14 protein-coding genes and 1 pseudogene are annotated in these 16,240 nt (G+C 38.1%); 7 read left to right on the forward strand and 8 right to left on the reverse strand.

Going from position 1 to position 16,240, the window contains the following annotated elements; translation table 11 throughout:
• Positions 1 to 23 precede the first annotated feature (23 nt).
• Positions 24 to 476 carry a thioredoxin-dependent thiol peroxidase gene (gene bcp, locus V3Z67_RS14225; protein WP_330443941.1) on the reverse strand — a complete coding sequence of 151 codons (453 nt, stop codon included), beginning with the start codon at positions 474 to 476 and terminating at the stop codon, positions 24 to 26.
• Between the two features lie 35 nt (positions 477 to 511).
• Here bcp and V3Z67_RS14230 point away from each other — a divergent pair, with 35 nt between their 5' ends.
• Positions 512 to 1,171, forward strand: coding sequence for an endonuclease III domain-containing protein (locus tag V3Z67_RS14230; protein ID WP_330443942.1), 660 nt, complete (start codon positions 512 to 514; stop codon positions 1,169 to 1,171).
• Positions 1,172 to 1,190: 19 nt separating this feature from the next.
• On the opposite strand, the gene V3Z67_RS14235 is transcribed toward V3Z67_RS14230, so the two are convergent.
• From V3Z67_RS14235 to V3Z67_RS14245, 3 genes are all read right to left on the reverse strand, one after another.
• Complete coding sequence (locus V3Z67_RS14235; protein WP_197429388.1) at positions 1,191 to 1,337, reverse strand: hypothetical protein; 147 nt, start codon at positions 1,335 to 1,337, stop codon at positions 1,191 to 1,193.
• A gap of 51 nt (positions 1,338 to 1,388) precedes the next feature.
• Positions 1,389 to 1,973 carry an RNA polymerase sigma factor gene (locus V3Z67_RS14240; protein WP_330443943.1) on the reverse strand — a complete coding sequence of 195 codons (585 nt, stop codon included), beginning with the start codon at positions 1,971 to 1,973 and terminating at the stop codon, positions 1,389 to 1,391.
• 244 nt (positions 1,974 to 2,217) lie between these two features.
• Positions 2,218 to 2,682 (reverse strand): YdeI/OmpD-associated family protein, encoded by a 465-nt coding sequence (locus V3Z67_RS14245; protein ID WP_330443944.1) that lies wholly within the window; start codon positions 2,680 to 2,682, stop codon positions 2,218 to 2,220.
• A gap of 135 nt (positions 2,683 to 2,817) precedes the next feature.
• On the opposite strand from V3Z67_RS14245, the gene V3Z67_RS14250 reads away from it, so the two are divergent.
• Entirely contained in the window at positions 2,818 to 3,762 is a 945-nt protein-coding gene (locus V3Z67_RS14250) for a DUF2167 domain-containing protein (RefSeq protein WP_330443945.1), read from the forward strand.
• A 41-nt stretch (positions 3,763 to 3,803) separates the two neighbouring features.
• Here V3Z67_RS14250 and V3Z67_RS14255 read toward each other — a convergent pair whose 3' ends face one another.
• A complete protein-coding gene (locus V3Z67_RS14255) occupies positions 3,804 to 5,063 on the reverse strand; it encodes an ADP-ribosylglycohydrolase family protein (RefSeq protein ID WP_330443946.1) in 1,260 nt (419 codons plus the stop codon).
• A 114-nt stretch (positions 5,064 to 5,177) separates the two neighbouring features.
• Here V3Z67_RS14255 and uvrA point away from each other — a divergent pair, with 114 nt between their 5' ends.
• The 3 genes and pseudogenes from uvrA (at position 5,178) to V3Z67_RS14270 (ending at position 9,289) form a co-directional block, all read left to right on the forward strand.
• Complete coding sequence (gene uvrA, locus V3Z67_RS14260) at positions 5,178 to 7,967, forward strand: excinuclease ABC subunit UvrA (protein ID WP_330443947.1); 2,790 nt, start codon at positions 5,178 to 5,180, stop codon at positions 7,965 to 7,967.
• 204 nt (positions 7,968 to 8,171) lie between these two features.
• Positions 8,172 to 8,372: pseudogene (locus V3Z67_RS14265) on the forward strand (DnaJ domain-containing protein); the annotation flags it as partial.
• Positions 8,373 to 8,920: 548 nt separating this feature from the next.
• Positions 8,921 to 9,289 (forward strand): glyoxalase, encoded by a 369-nt coding sequence (locus V3Z67_RS14270; protein WP_330443948.1) that lies wholly within the window; start codon positions 8,921 to 8,923, stop codon positions 9,287 to 9,289.
• Positions 9,290 to 9,671: 382 nt separating this feature from the next.
• Here the strand turns inward: V3Z67_RS14270 and V3Z67_RS14275 are convergent, their stop codons facing one another.
• The 3 genes from V3Z67_RS14275 to V3Z67_RS14285 all read right to left on the reverse strand — a co-directional run bounded on the left by V3Z67_RS14275 (position 9,672) and on the right by V3Z67_RS14285 (position 13,889).
• On the reverse strand, positions 9,672 to 10,955 hold the full coding sequence (locus V3Z67_RS14275) for a glycosyltransferase family 4 protein (RefSeq protein WP_330443949.1): 1,284 nt from the start codon (positions 10,953 to 10,955) through the stop codon (positions 9,672 to 9,674).
• A gap of 19 nt (positions 10,956 to 10,974) precedes the next feature.
• A complete protein-coding gene (locus V3Z67_RS14280) occupies positions 10,975 to 13,458 on the reverse strand; it encodes a YfhO family protein (protein ID WP_330443950.1) in 2,484 nt (827 codons plus the stop codon).
• A gap of 149 nt (positions 13,459 to 13,607) precedes the next feature.
• Complete coding sequence (locus V3Z67_RS14285; protein WP_330443951.1) at positions 13,608 to 13,889, reverse strand: DUF4834 family protein; 282 nt, start codon at positions 13,887 to 13,889, stop codon at positions 13,608 to 13,610.
• 120 nt (positions 13,890 to 14,009) lie between these two features.
• On the opposite strand from V3Z67_RS14285, the gene V3Z67_RS14290 reads away from it, so the two are divergent.
• Positions 14,010 to 14,990 carry a transporter gene (locus V3Z67_RS14290; protein WP_330443952.1) on the forward strand — a complete coding sequence of 327 codons (981 nt, stop codon included), beginning with the start codon at positions 14,010 to 14,012 and terminating at the stop codon, positions 14,988 to 14,990.
• A 12-nt stretch (positions 14,991 to 15,002) separates the two neighbouring features.
• Entirely contained in the window at positions 15,003 to 16,121 is a 1,119-nt protein-coding gene (locus V3Z67_RS14295; protein ID WP_330443953.1) for a GTP cyclohydrolase, read from the forward strand.
• Positions 16,122 to 16,240 lie beyond the last annotated feature (119 nt).

Here is a 16,240-nt window from a genome sequence, read left to right on the forward strand (position 1 = left end):
AAGCAGCCAATAGGCTGCTTTTTTTATTTCAATATCTGTTCGGCATGAGCCTTAGTTTTTACTTTTTCTATAACCTCATCAATAATACCGTTTTCATCTATTACAAATGTGGTGCGATGTATACCGTCGTACTCACGCCCCATAAACTTTTTAGGACCCCATACCCCAAAGGCATTAATTACTGCTTTATCTTCATCGGCAATTAGCGGGAAAGGAAACTCATACTTATCCTTAAACTTACCCTGAGCCTTTTGCGAATCGGCACTCACCCCTAAAAGTTCGTAGTTATTGGCTTTAAAACGTTCAAAATTATCCCTTAAGTCACAGGCTTCGGCAGTACATCCCGGCGTATTGGCCTTCGGGTAGAAGAAAACAACCAGCTTTTTGCCTTTATAATCGGCTAATGAATGTTTGTTTCCGTCCTGGTCAACTCCCGAGAAGTCAGGTGCCTTATCTCCTTTTTTTAATGTAATCATAAGTGTATATTTGTTTTTCATAAAAATACATAAAAATGACCAAAGCAGAAAAGGTTCAGTTCACTATAGATACCCTTAAGGAAATATATCCAACCATACCTATCCCGCTAGACCATAAAGACCCTTATACCCTGCTTATTGCCGTATTGATGTCGGCACAAAGTACCGATGTGAGAGTAAACCAAATAACTCCCCTGCTTTTTGAGCGTGCCGATAACCCTTATGACATGGTCAAACTCACCGTTGAGGAAATAAGGGAAATAATAAAACCGGTAGGACTTTCGCCAATGAAGGCAAAAGGTATACACGGACTATCGGAAATACTGATAGCTAAACATAACGGCGAGGTTCCGGCAAATTTCCCTGATCTTGAAGAACTGCCTGCCGTAGGTCATAAAACAGCCAGTGTGGTTATGTCTCAGGCATTTGGTATACCGGCATTCCCTGTAGACACACACATACACAGGTTAATGTACCGATGGGGATTTAGTAACGGAAAAAGCGTAGAGCAAACAGAAAGAGATGCAAAGAGACTGTTCCCTGAAGAATTATGGAACGACCTTCACCTACAGATAATATGGTACGGAAGAGAATACTCTCCTGCCCGTGGCTGGAATTTAGAAAAAGATATTATTACCCGCACCATTGGGCGGAAAACAGTAATAGATGAATATAATAAAAAGAAGTCCCGTTAAAAAACGGGACTTCTTTTTATTAATTAGCGATGCTCTCAAAAGTAAGATTACCTGAGGTCTTAACTATTTTTAATGCTTTTGAATAGTTAAGCAAAAACGCTATTGTTTCTTTTTTTGGTAACATTTCCGGAGCTTCTTGTTTCTTTTTAGAGTAAAGTTTTGCCATGTATTTTGTACTTAATTTTCTATACAACGCAAAACGAAGCCACGATATTGTTTAATTTGTCAAAATTATTTTATTTTTTTCTATCAGTTTTCTCAAATTCATAAGTGCATACCTCATTCTGCCTAACGCAGTATTAATGCTTACGTCAGTCAAATCAGCTATTTCCTTAAAGCTAAGATCTTGGTATATCCTCATTTGAAGTACCTCTTTCTGATCGCCAGGAAGCTCTTCAATCATTTTTTTCAAATCACTTTCAACCTGATTAGTGATTAGCATACTTTCAATATTAGGACTATCATCTGTCATAATAGAGAAAATAGAGAACTCTTCGGTTTCACGGTGCATAGGCATCTTTTTGTTTCTCCTGAAGTGATCCACAATAAGGTTGTGCGAAATACGCATTACCCACGGAAGAAACTTACCCTCTTCGTTATAAGCGTTAGACTTAAGGGTTTTGATTACCTTGATAAAAGTATCCTGAAAGATATCGTCTGCAATATCCCTGTCAGTTACTTTAGAGTAGATAAAACCGTAAATTTTTGATTGGTGTCTGTTAATTAAACAGGCAAGAGCATTTTCGTCGCCGCACATATAGTTCTTAACCAATACGGCATCTGGGATTACAACATTAGCCATAGCAATACTTTTTAGTTTTTGAATTTGGGTTCTCAATAAATAATCAGAAACTGGGTTTCTTTTCTAAAAAGTAATTTTTTCTATAGGCAATGTTAATTTTGAATTAATTATATCCCAAATATAAAGGAATTTAAGTTTAACATGCAAAAAAAAACTTAAATTTTAACATTTGAAACGCAATAATACGGGCAATATTCTTGAAAAAAGTCATAATGCTAAAGGAAATTTCAAACTTTTATGAAATTTATAACATTTCGCCTTTATCCAGCATTTGCAGCATTTTCGCAATGCGGTCGGCTTTTGTTTCCTCTTTTTGGGCAGCATAAATCCAGTCTATAAATTTTTTTTGCTCCTCTTTTTTGTATTTCATGATTTTTCCTTCTGCCTTGGGCTCAAGTTTAAGGCATTGTAAAATTTCTTTCGGTATTTCAAACTCACTTTCATCCCTGTATAATGTAATATGTACATAATCGCCAGCCTGCTTTTTTATCTTTTTACGTATTTCGGCTTTAACAGGCAAAAACAGATTACCATTACCCATAGGCATAAGGTGATAACTATTTATCTCATACCCGTCAATACTGCCCTTTACCTTAACCAGGCCAAAGGGCATATCGCCGTTAGGTTTTATTTCCGATAGTACAGCATAAGTCCACCCTCCTTTCCCCGGAAACTTTTCAAGCAGGTATTTTTTATCGGTTAAAAGCATAATTATTAATAAATCCTCATAAAAAAGATTAGATGATTCAAAACTAATTAAAAAGAAAACCTCAAGGCATATTAATATTTGTTAAAAAAAACTTAATAGGTATATTAGCTGCTCAAACAAACCAATTACAAAAAAATGATCAAAAAATTTATGAGTGTCCTTATGGTCACTATGTTATCTGCTGCTGTTTATGCACAGGAGGAGCTAGAGCTAACCGATGCCGAATTACAGGCTGTTTATGACTCTATTGAAAATTCATTCACCTATCAGCACGGTAAAATTGAACTTAAAAACGGAGTTGGCGCCATTAATGTACCGCAAGGCTTTAAGTATCTGGATGCAGAACAATCCAAACATGTACTGGTAGACTTATGGGGAAATCCTGATGAAGAAGATATCACCATGGGACTTATTATGCCTGAAAAAGATGGCGTTCTAAGCGAGCATGGATATGTTTTTAATATTGAGTATAATGAAATTGGATATGTAAAAGATGATGACGCCGATGATATTGACTATGACGACCTGTTAAAAGAAATGAAAGAAGGAACCCTTGAAGACAGTAAAAACAGAGTACAAATGGGTTATGCTCCTCTTGAACTTATAGGATGGGCAGCACCTCCTTATTATGATAACGATAAAAAAATATTACATTGGGCTAAGGAAATTAAATTTGGAACTGATTCTATACATACCCTAAACTATAATGTAAGGGTACTGGGTAGAAAAGGTGTACTGGTATTAAACGCTATCGGTTCAATGGAAGATTTAGCTACTGTTCAAAAAGACATCCCGCAGGTATTAAACATAGTAGAGTTTAATGACGGATTCAAATATAAAGATTTCGACCCATCTGTAGACGAGGTTGCTGCATGGACTATTGGCGGACTTGTAGCCGGTAAGGTGCTGGCAAAAGTAGGTTTCTTTGCAGTAATTGCTAAGTTTGGTAAGTTTATCGTTATAGGCCTTATCGCATTCTTTGGAGCAATATACAGACGTATTACAGGCAAGAAGAAAAAAGAAGACGAAGATACCGACAGTGAGAACCAAACTCCGGAACAACTTACTCCTGAAGCATAACAAGTAAACAAGAGTAATACAAAAACGCCTTAAAGCATGCTTTAAGGCGTTTTTGGTTTTTCAAGGCTTTTATCTATAATTTCGGTTATTACACCTGTACCTATAATGATATTACCTTTACTAAAATCAAACTCCATCCCTACTTCAAGTCTCTTTTCAAAATAGGGAAAAGCAATGATATATATGGCAGCTTTTACTGTTTCTCCGGGACATACTTTTTCTTTATCTAAAAAATACTGTACCCCTGTAGTTATCATAGCATCAAAAGCAAATTTTAATGCAGGTCTGTAACCACTATGAGAACAGCTTTTCCTTCCTCCTTCTTCTGTGGTGCGGTACTTAAGCTCTGCTATAAAATGAGATTTTTGTATCTGTAAACCCTTTTCTAAACGTTCTGCCAGGTCTTCAATAAATAGGCGTTTAGCAAGTAAGCTAAGCCAGTGTGAAGGTATTGTTTCCTCACCATACAACAATCCTGCAAGTCCGCCTGTAACTGCAGCGGTAGTATCGGTATCACTACCCAAATTTACAGCTTTCAACACAGCATCTTTATAGTTCTTTGTTGTCATTAAACACCATATCGAAGCTTCAAGGGTATGTAGCACATATCCGGAACTTTGTATTTCATCTTCCTGCAACCTATATATATCATACTTTAAAAGCCTTTCAAAAACAGCTATCTCTGCGGGATTTATCTCTTTTTTCACCAATAGTTCATTAACCTCCCTTTGTACAACACTGTAAATATAAGTAAGGTCGGTAGTACGGTTTAAATGGCGCGCAAACTCCAAATAGTAAAAACAGGCTATAACCGAACGTACGTGACCGTGTGTTATGGATGATACTTCTTTAATAATACGATAACGCTCTTCTACAGGCTTATCCTCAATATAAAAAAGTAAAGGCAGTATACGCATTAACGAACCGTTTCCGTTTGAGTATTCGTCAAATCCTCCGGCATGTTGTGGTTCACAACCTTTCTTAAAACGAATCAAAGCCTCCCTGGTAGCTATTCCTATATCAAATACATTTCCGTGTGCTGTCCAGTATCCTTCATACAACCATTTTAAAAAATTTTCGGCTATGCTGTTAAGATCATACTTTTCTGTAAGGGCTTCTGCAAGGCAAAAAGTAAGCGAACTGTCGTCTGAAAAAGTACCCGGTGGCTGGTTGTGTGTCCCATAGCCTTTCATATCGGTTACAGGATTATCTCTTAATACGCCACGTCCTAAAAATTCTACAGGTACACCAATGGCATCTCCTACGGCTACTCCTAATAAGGCTGATTTTATTTTTGACATTAAAGTGTGGTTGGTTTTATAATAACTATACCTCAAATATAACGCTTTATCCCTTCATCTCTTTAACAAAAATTTCGGTGTAAAACAGTATCTTTGCACATTACCATTTTTGCTATGATAAAAACCGATATATCAACACTCGAACCTAAAAAAAACATCCTTATAAAAGGGGCGCAGCTTCACAATCTTAAAAACATTGATGTTGCCATTCCGCGTAACAAACTGGTTGTGGTAACCGGGCTTTCGGGCTCTGGTAAATCAAGCCTTGCTTTTGATACGCTTTATGCCGAAGGACAACGCCGTTATGTGGAAAGCCTTTCGTCATATGCGCGTCAGTTTTTAGGCAGGCTGGACAAACCAAAGGTAGAATACATTAAGGGTATAGCCCCCGCTATTGCCATTGAGCAAAAGGTAAACACTACCAATGCGAGGTCTACCGTAGGTACCAGTACCGAGATTTACGATTACCTAAAACTGCTTTTTGCCCGTGTAGGCCGTACCTACTCCCCTGTTTCAGGGCGTGAGGTTAAAAAGCATACAGTAACCGATGTGGTTGAAGAGGTTAAAAAACAGGAAGACGGCAGCCGATGGTTGTTACTGGCACCTGTACACATAGAGAAAGGGCGTACTATTGAAGAAAAACTAAACGTTTTACTACAGCAGGGTTTTGCCCGTATACTGGTAGATAACGAAATGCTGCGACTGGACGAACTGGGCAATACCGACTTTGCCAATAAAGAGGTAATGCTTATTGTAGACCGTATTGTGGTAAAAGATGAAGAGGAGTTTTATAACCGACTGGCAGATGCCGTACAAACCGCTTTTTACGAAGGTAAGGGCGAAACGTACCTGCAGGATGTAAAAACCGGAAACCGACTGGCTTTTAGCAGTAATTTTGAATTGGACGGACTTACCTTCCTGGAGCCAAACGTGCATCTTTTCAGCTTTAATAATCCTTATGGTGCCTGTCCGTCGTGCGAAGGTTACGGCAGCATAGTAGGTATAGATGAGGAACTTGTTGTTCCAAACACAGCCCTTTCGGTGTTTGAAAATGCCATTTACCCGTGGCGTGGTGAGAGCATGGGTTGGTATCGTGACCAGTTGGTTAACAACAGTCACAAGTTTAACTTCCCAGTACACAAACCTTACTTCCAGTTGTCTGAAAGTGATAAGGCACTTATATGGAAAGGCAACCAGTACTTTACAGGACTAGACGACTTTTTTGCCGAACTTGAAGAGAAAAACTACAAAATACAAAACCGAGTGATGCTTTCGCGTTACCGTGGTAAAACCAAGTGTCCGGCATGTAAGGGTAAACGTCTTAAACCGGAAGCCAACCATGTAAAGATTGACAACCATACCATATCAGACCTTGTGGATATGCCTATCAAAAACCTTATTGAGTTTTTTAAAGGCATACAGCTTAGCGAATACGACCAAAAGGTAGCTAAACGCTTGTTGGTAGAAATCAATAACCGCCTTAGCTTCCTGCAGGAAGTAGGGCTTGATTACCTTACGCTAAACCGTAGGTCATCAACCCTTTCGGGTGGTGAATCACAACGTATCAACCTGGCAACATCACTGGGCAGTAGCCTAGTGGGCTCTATGTACATTCTGGATGAGCCAAGTATAGGGCTTCACCCTAAAGATACCGAAAGGCTTATCAAGGTACTTATCGGGCTTCGTGATTTAGGCAACACCGTTATTGTGGTAGAGCACGATGAAGACATCATGAAAGCTGCCGATATGATTATCGATATAGGTCCGGAAGCGGGTACACACGGTGGTCAACTGGTAGCTCAGGGTACTTATGACGAGATCCTGAAATCAGAATCACTTACCGCAAAATATCTTAACGGCGATATGGAAATCAAAGTGCCTGCAAAACGTCGCAAGTTTAAAAACCATGTGGATATTGTAGGTGCACGCGAAAACAATCTTAAAAATATAGATGTAACCTTCCCGCTGGACTGCCTTACGGTTATTACCGGAGTTTCGGGTAGTGGTAAGAGTACACTGGTAAAAAAAATATTATTCCCTGCCATACAAAAGAAACTGGAAGGTGTGGGCGAAAAAGCCGGACAGTTTACCGAACTGCAAGGCAGCTACTCACACATTAAGCATATTGAGTATGTAGACCAAAACCCTATTGGGCGTAGTTCACGTTCCAACCCGGTTACCTACATTAAGGCTTATGATGATATAAGGGATCTGTACTCTAAACAAAAGCTTTCCAAACTGCGAGGTTATCAGGCAAAACATTTCTCGTTCAATGTAGATGGCGGACGCTGTGAAACCTGTAAAGGAGAAGGCGAAGTTACTATAGAAATGCAGTTCATGGCCGATGTTCACCTGGAGTGTGAAACCTGTAACGGTAAGCGCTTTAAGAAAGAGGTACTGGAAGTGGCTTTTGAAGGCAAGAATATCGATGATATACTTACCATGACCATAGATGATGCCCTTCAGTTTTTTGATAAGCACAAACAAACCAAAATTACCCAAAAACTACAACCGCTACAGGATGTTGGTTTAGGGTATGTACAATTGGGTCAGTCGTCCTCTACCCTTTCGGGTGGTGAGGCACAGCGTATAAAACTGGCATCGTTCCTAGTTAAGGGTAATACGAAAGATAAAGCCTTATTTGTGTTTGACGAACCTACCACAGGGCTTCATTTTCACGACATACAAAAACTAATGGCATCGTTTGATGCTCTTATCGATAAAGGACATTCGATTATCGTTATTGAGCATAACCTTGACCTTATTAAGTGTGCCGACTATATTATAGACATAGGTCCCGAAGGTGGTGAGAATGGCGGACATTTAGTTGCCTTTGGTACACCAGAGGAAATTGCCAAAAACCCTAAGTCGGTTACTGGTGAATATTTAGGAGAGAAGTTGTAATTGGTTTCAGGTTTGAAGTTTCAGGTTCCCTGTTATACTTTGTCATTTTGAGCGTAAAGAAGTGGAGTCGAAAAATCTTTAGTAAGTTGAGATTTCTACATACTAAAAGATTGCTCAGCAGTGTCTCATCGCAATGACAGCATTTAATACAAATTTAAACTAGAGTCCAAAATTTCCTATTTTTACAATCACAACGATTACTAAATGAAAAACCATTATGAAATACTGGGTGTTTCCCAAACCTGTACTCAGGCCGAAATAAAAAAGGCTTATAGAGTAATGGCGGTAAAATACCACCCCGATAAAAATAATGGTGATAAACAGAGTGAGGAAAACTTTAAAGCCATACTGGAATCCTATATCATATTAAGTGACGAGGAAACCCGTATGGAGTACGATTACTTTAAGGGTTTTAAAAAAGGGAACAAACCACAATATAGCGAACCGGGCAAACCCAGTCCCATAAAATATCTGGTACAGATAAAACGTATTAAAGATGCCGTATTGAGTGCCGGCGGACACGTTAATAAAAATGTACTGTACAATGCTATTGACAGGTTGCTAAGTGAGGAGAACATTAGTTTCCTGATACGCAAACAGGATTTAAGCATTAACCACCTGATTATTGACGAAGCACTTACCTGCGCCATATTTATAGACGAAAACCTTAAACATGAGTTTCATGACAGGCTCCTAAAACTCGCCGACGGTAACGTAAGGATGGTTAACCGTATTAACTTACTAAATAAGATTAACGACAGTATTACAGCCACCAATAATCCTTCCATTCAACAGCAACCACAGGAAGTAAAAGAAACCCCGCCCACACTAATTGCAATAGTGATATTCGTGCTGTTTATTATATTGTTTTTGGTATTCCTGTACATGGAGAACAGCTAATGTAAAACAGCTATCCTTATTTTATATCTTTAAACCATACAAACCCTTAAACCATGAATCATAACGCTAAATCGATACGTCCGTTTATAGGAGCAAAAGACTTTGAGGTTTCACGAATGTTTTACCGTGACCTTGGTTTTGAGGAAACCGAACTCTCTCCCGATCTTTCGGTTTTTAAAACCGATAACGGAATCGCATTCTATTTACAGAAAGCCTACGTAAAAGACTGGGTAGATAATACCATGCTTTTTATGGAAGTGGAAAACGTTGATGTTTTTTGGACAAACTTAAACGAACTAAACCTTACAGCAAAATATAAAGGCGTTAGGCTGGTACCTGTACGTAATATGGAATGGGGTAAAGAATGTTTTGTACACGATCCGTCAGGGATATTATGGCATTTCGGAGAATTTTTTTTGTAACCTAATGATTTTAAGCACATTTTAAGAATAAAGCAAAACCCCAGCTATAGCTGGGGTTTTCAATGTTTTTTAACTGCCTCTTATAAAAAAAATTCAATTAAAACAAAATATTTAAAAGACAAATGATAATTTATTAATTAATTATTCGTTAACTTTGTATTACAATTCGGGTCAACTAAATTAACTCATGGTTGATTTCTGGCACGATAATTGTAATTATTTAATTAAATCTCAGGATTTTATAATTTTGAGGTTTGTTAATAATTGGTTGGTTGGTTTGTTAAGTCCCGTTATTCTCTCAGAATAGCGGGATTTTCTTTTTTAACAGCCTAGCCTAAAGGTTAGAATTTTATATCAGTTAAAAAAACAACCATAACATTTTTTAACTTTGTTTTAACAAACTTGCTAACTGTTTTGTTAAATTCCTACGCGAATATTGCCGCAACCCTATAGCATGCGCTTTTAATCCTTCACCCATAAACTGTTCAAAATAAGATTTAAGGGTATCCTTAAGCTTTTCTTTTTCTGTATACTCAACAAACACACCTGTATTAGTCGTTTTAATAATATTGGCAAAATCAGCCCCTTGTGGCCCTATACCTATAACAGGCCTTTCAGACGCCATGTATTCAAACAGCTTGCCCGGTATAATACATCGTGTATCCGGAGAATCAATCTCCACCAGCACCAATACCTGCGACTTACGTTGTTGCTTTACCGCTTCGCTATGCGACACATAACCCACATTATTAACGTAATCGTTAAGTCCGTGCTGTTCTATGGAAGCGAGTACTTCCTGACTAACAGCCCCTATAAGTTTCAGTTCGAATTTATCTTTAAATTCAGCATCCTCATTAATAAGTTCGGATAGTGACTCCCAAAGTATCTTCGGGTTACGTTCTGACAGAAACGAACCTATATGTGCTAACGTGAATTTCTCATCAAGCGGTTCTTTAGCCACCTGTTCCACATCATAACCGTTAGTGATTACTGTAACAGGCTTATTAGTTAACTGTTCAAACTCGGCTTTAGTAGTAGGACTGGTTACAATAATACTATTGGCAGTATTAAGTACATCGCGCTCCATTTTTTTATGCCTTTGCTGAGACGATTCACTTAACCTTAACTCTTTATGGTAGCCAATGGTTGTCCACGGATCACGAAAATCAGCAATCCATTTAACCCCGAATCTTTTTTGAAGCTCCATCCCTATTAAATGCAAGCTATGCGGAGGTCCGGTAGTAATAATCGTATCAATACCACTGCCCTGTAAATAGTTGGTCAAATAGCTTACCGAAGGCCTTACCCAAAGTACTCTTGCATCCGGAATAAACATATTACCCCTAACCCACAGCATCAGCTTTTGGAGTGCCGACTGCTTTTTCTTATCAGGTATAATCCCCGAACTTATTTTCTTTGTATTCTTTTTTGAAAATACCGAGGCCCAACCGTAAGGCTCAATAATATTATTTTTAAGGATTGTGGTATTGTAACTCACATCCTTTTGTAACTCCTCGTCTATTAAAGGATAGGTAGGGTTTTTAGGTACATACACTACGGGTTCAATACCATACTCTGGCAGGTACTTTACAAATTTTAACCAACGCTGTACACCCGGTCCACCCGCAGGAGGCCAGTAATACGTTATTATAAGTACCTTCTTCATAACTCCTAAACCTTATATATTATTCTGCTGCTTCGCTTTTCTTTTTAGTACCAAAGTATATTCCTGCTGCCAGTAACACCAACATCAGAATAAAACTGATAAGTGTAATAGTACTACCTTCTTTAACTACCTGTGGCTCAAACTTAAATTCAACAGTATGCTTACCTGCCGGTATTTGCATAGCCCTTAAAACATAGTCTGCCTGGAAATGCGGCTGTTCTTTACCGTCAATAGTAGCTACCCATCCTTGAGGGTAATATATTTCAGAGAATATTGCAAGTCCGTCGTTAGTGTTATTGGTTTTATACTTAATATAATTAGGCTCTCTTTTAATCAGTGTAATACCGGCAAGACTATCTGTAGCAAAAGTAACTTTAGAAACCGCCTCAGGGAATTTAGCCACATTAACTACGGCCACATTTTTAGTATCAAGACTATCAAGAGCCTTTATTTCCTCATCTGCCGAATTCACTTTCTTAACCTTGCTTACAAACCATCCGCTTCCGTTAGCAAATGGGTTCTCAACAGGTATATCCTGATTATCGTTAGACTGTAGTAAAACATACTTCACGTTAAGCATGTTTAGTACCGGTAACGACTGTTTAAACGTCATTGTTTCCGGGTTTACCGACTTAAACAGTACTCCCATATTATTCTCAACATTGTAAGTAAACAGTTGGTCGGTACGCTGTGGTCTAACAGCACTGTAACCTCCTACCGACTCATGGAAATAAGACGTTCTTGCCTGTAACCTTCCGTATGGTTCATAAACCCTGTAGCTGGAAGTATCTTTCATTATAAACTCATCGGCAGGACTTGCCTGGAAAGGTCTATCAATTTGACTTGCGCTTTTAAAATTATCCTTATTTACATAGTTCTTATCTATAAAGAAAAGATCGAACACCATAAGTCCGCACACTACAAGCACCGTCACAAAGTCCGACAGCTTTTTGTTTACAAACATCCAAAGTGCACCGGCAGAAAGCAATATCAGTATACCCGAACGTAATAAATCAGAGGTATACATCTCCTTACGTTGTTCAATAAGGGCTTTTACAAAATCAGGTCCCATTTGCCCGTACATTTGTCTAATCTGGTCGTCACTTCCGCCTGTAAAGTCAAAAGAACCTTTAAACAGGAATAAAAGTACTATTACCCCCAGCGCAGCTCCACCAGAAATATAAAGTGATTTAAGCTGTTCCTGTTTTTCTGATTTAAAGAAAGACTGTAGCCCCATTATCGCCAGTACCGGGAAACACAGTTCCAGTATTACCTGTATGGATGATACCGCCCTAAACTTGTCGTATAACGGAACATTATCTATAAAGAAGTTTGTAAGTGCCGGGAAGTTTTTACCCCACGACAGTAATAATGACAGAATCGCACCTGTCAAAAAGGCATATTTTATTTTTCGTTTGTCTATAAACAGTCCTAATATGGCCAGGAAGAAGATAACAGCACCTATATAAGCCGGAGCTTCCACAATAGGCTGATCTCCCCAATAAGTAGGCGAATTTGCCGCAAATTCTCTAGCTTCAGCATTAGATGCGCCAAGCCCAAGTATAAAGTTATACAAATGAGAATCCTCTCCTACATCTTCCCTTGCACCACCACCAAAAAGTCTTGGTGCTATAAGGTCAAAACTCTCAGCAATACCATAACTATATTCGGTTATATAACTGTAATCCATTGACGATGTCGTTGTGTTCTCACTACCGTCAGGATTAAAAGTAAGTTCGCTTTTACCCCTTATACTAAAATTGGTAAATTCAGAAGTAGCCATTAAGTTAGTAGCATTTGCACCCAGTGCCAATATACCCGCTACAGCAAACACTCCTATTGCTTTACCAAGATGTTTAAAGTCTTTACTTTTTACAATTTCTATAATAAAGAAAATAGCCAGTACCAGTAACAATAGTAACAGATAGTAGGTCATTTGGAAGTGGTTGGCATTAATCTCCAGTGCTGCTGCCATCATGGTAAGCAGCCCTCCCACAATATATCGTTTTTGGAACACCAGTATCAATCCTGCTACAACCATAGGCATATAGGCAATAGCATGGGCTTTAGCGTTGTGCCCTACCCCAAGTATGATAATGAGATAGGTGGAGAGACCAAAGGCAAGTGCCCCGAAAAATGCTTTTAACGGACTTACCCTCAAGACCATCATGAGTATATAAAAACCTATAAAATAAAGGAATAGATAATCTGCAGGTCGTGGTAAAAAGCGTAAAACGCTGTCTATCTTTTTAATGTAGTTATGCGGATAGTTTGCACCCATTTGGTAAGTAGGCATCCCGCCAAAGGCACTGTTTGTCCAGTAAGGCTCATCACCTGTTTCCTTCCTGAAATCGTTTTGCTCTTTTGCCATACCGGTATATTGGGCAATATCCGACTGGTATATTTTTTTCCCCTGTAGTACCGGATAAAAATAAATTAGAGAAACAAGAACAAACCCTATAACAGCAAGCAGGTGCGGATAATACTTACTTATATTTTTCATATGCCTTTTTATTGATTTTTATTTCCCGTTAAGGAATTATTAAACGCCGTGAAGATACTTATTTTCGCTAAAAATACAGTTATAAGTATTCAATTAATAAAAAGGCCGGAAATAAAAAATCCTTCCGCAGGGAAGGATTACCGTATCATTTAATCAAGTTCTTCAAAATCAATATACTCGCCTACTTTTCTCTTTTCTTCAGGCATCTGTTTAGTGCTTTGCTGCCGGCTTTGCGACTGATATTGCTGTTGTTGCGCCTGCTGATTATATTGCTGATTCATATTATTGAAATTCTGTTCAGCTTTCTTTACCATTTGCTGTATTAGCATTGGAGCAAACAGCCTCATTAAAAACCTAAAAAGGTAATAAACAGCAATTATAATTAATATTGTTCTTATAAAACCGGTGAAACTTGCAGTAACCATTGTCATTTTAATTTTCTCAAATTTACGGAATCTCTTCCTTAAAAATAAATAGGCACACTAAAATATAATAAAATATACTACATTTGAAAAAGTGTAATACATTACGTTCAATAAACGAGCCAAACCATGAATTTCATTAAAAAAATTTTTCCGCTTACCTTACTTTTAACCTCTGCATGTCTTCATGCACAATATACTGATCAGATTAACTCAAACCGACCTGGAGAGTCAATGTCGGGCTTTGCTGTGGGTAAAACTATCTTTCAGGTAGAAACAGGAATATACGGTATTTGGGAAGATCATGATATTTTAAACTACGATGCAAAAGGTACCGGTCTTGATCTGCAAATACGTTATGGTGCTTTTTTAGAAGAACTGGAGTTCGTACTTGATGCACAGTATCAGTTTGACTGGTATGACAATGCACTGCAAACCTATACCCGTAACGACTTCAGGCAGTTTACAGTAGGAGCAAAATACCTTATTTACGACCCTGACAAAAACTACAACCCCGAACCAAACTTATACAGCTGGAAAGCCAACCATAAATTCAGATGGAGAAACCTTATCCCTGCCGTGGCGGTTTACGGAGGTGTTAACCTTGTAGGCGGTAAAAGCGTTTACACCTTCCCTCAGGACGAGGTTAGCCCTAAACTTATGGCCATAACCCATCATCACTTTGGAAAATGGGTTTGGGTTAACAACATTATTGCCGATAAAATCACTACAGAATACCCAAGCTATGGCTGGATATCTACCCTTACACACGGCTTTAATGACAAATGGTCAGCTTTTGGAGAATTTCAGGGATACGACAGCGACTACTATGCCGATGCTATTTTCAGGCTGGGTGCTGCCCACCTGCTAAACGACACTATGCAAATAGATGCCTCTATAAGTAAGAATTTTAAAGATACTCCGTTCCTACTTTACGGAGGTGTAGGATTCTCTTGGCGATTTGATGCCGATTATAACGACATTCTGCTTCCGGGCAAGGCCGAATATGAAGAAGAAAAGAGCAAAGAGGAAGAGAAAAAAGAAAAGAAAAAGGACAAAAAAAATAAAAAGAAAGACCGTCTTGACGATTTTGAAACCGGAGAAGACTAATATTACTATTTAATGATTACAATTAAAGAAGCTAAAACAAAAAGCGAATTAAAAGATTTTATAAAGTTCTCTTTTGAGCTATACAAAGACAACCCTTACTGGGTACCACCTATCATATCAGAAGAACTTGAAAGTTTTGATAAAACCAAAAACCCTGCTTTTGAGAATGCCGAAGCCAAATTTTATCTGGCTTATAAAAACGGTAAGATTGTAGGTAAAACCGCTGCTATTATAAACTGGCAGGAAGTAAACCAGCAACAAAAGAGAAAAGTACGCTTTGGTTGGTTTGACGTTATAGACGACATAGAGGTTTCTAAAGCACTTTTGGAAAAAGTATATGAATACGGCCGTGAGCATAACTTAGAGTATGTAGAAGGCCCTATGGGCTTTTCAAACCTTGATAAGGTAGGCGTACTAACCGAAGGCTTTGACCAAATAGGCACCATGATTACATGGTACAACCATCCATACTATATGGAACATTTTGAGAAGCTTGGCTTTACTATTGAAAAGGAGTATCGCGAAAGCATCTTTACAATGAATAATGTTGACCCTGCTAATTTTCAAAAGGCAAGTCAACTTATTAAACGCAGGTATGGATTGAAAGCCGTAAACTTTAGCTCTACCAAAGAGGTTATGCCTTATGTAGATAAAATGTTTGAGCTGTTTAATGCTACTTATTCAAAACTGGCTTCGTTTGTAGCGATTAGTGATATACAAATTGAATATTTCAAAAAGAAATACATCAGCTTTATAAATCCGGAGTATATTAAGTTTATTATGGATAAGGACGATAACATGATAGCCTTTACCATAGTAATGCCTTCGTTCTCTGAAGCGCTTATTAAAGCAAAAGGAAAACTATTCCCGTTTGGGTTTATACACCTGCTAAGAGCCAAAAAGAAGAGCAAAGATGTTGTTTTTTACCTCATAGGTATTGATCCTGAATATCAAAACAAAGGGGTTACTGCTATTATTTTTGAAGAATTCCACAAGGTATTCACCAAAAACAATATTGTAAACTGTATTAGGACTCCTGAACTTGAAGAAAACCACGCCATGAATAATTTATGGAAAAACTTTGACCCTAAAATTCACAAGCGTAGAAAAACATACAAAAAAGACCTATAAAAAAAGCCTCCTTTATAAAGGAGGCTTTTTTATTTATGCTATTGACTAGTCCTAAAATAGCGATACAGGATTAATAATAGTAAAAATACATTTTTTAGACAGAAGTAGCTTTCGGTTTA

This window comes from Flavobacterium sp. C4GT6, assembly GCF_036347315.1.
Taxonomy (GTDB): Bacteria; Bacteroidota; Bacteroidia; order Flavobacteriales; family Flavobacteriaceae; genus Flavobacterium.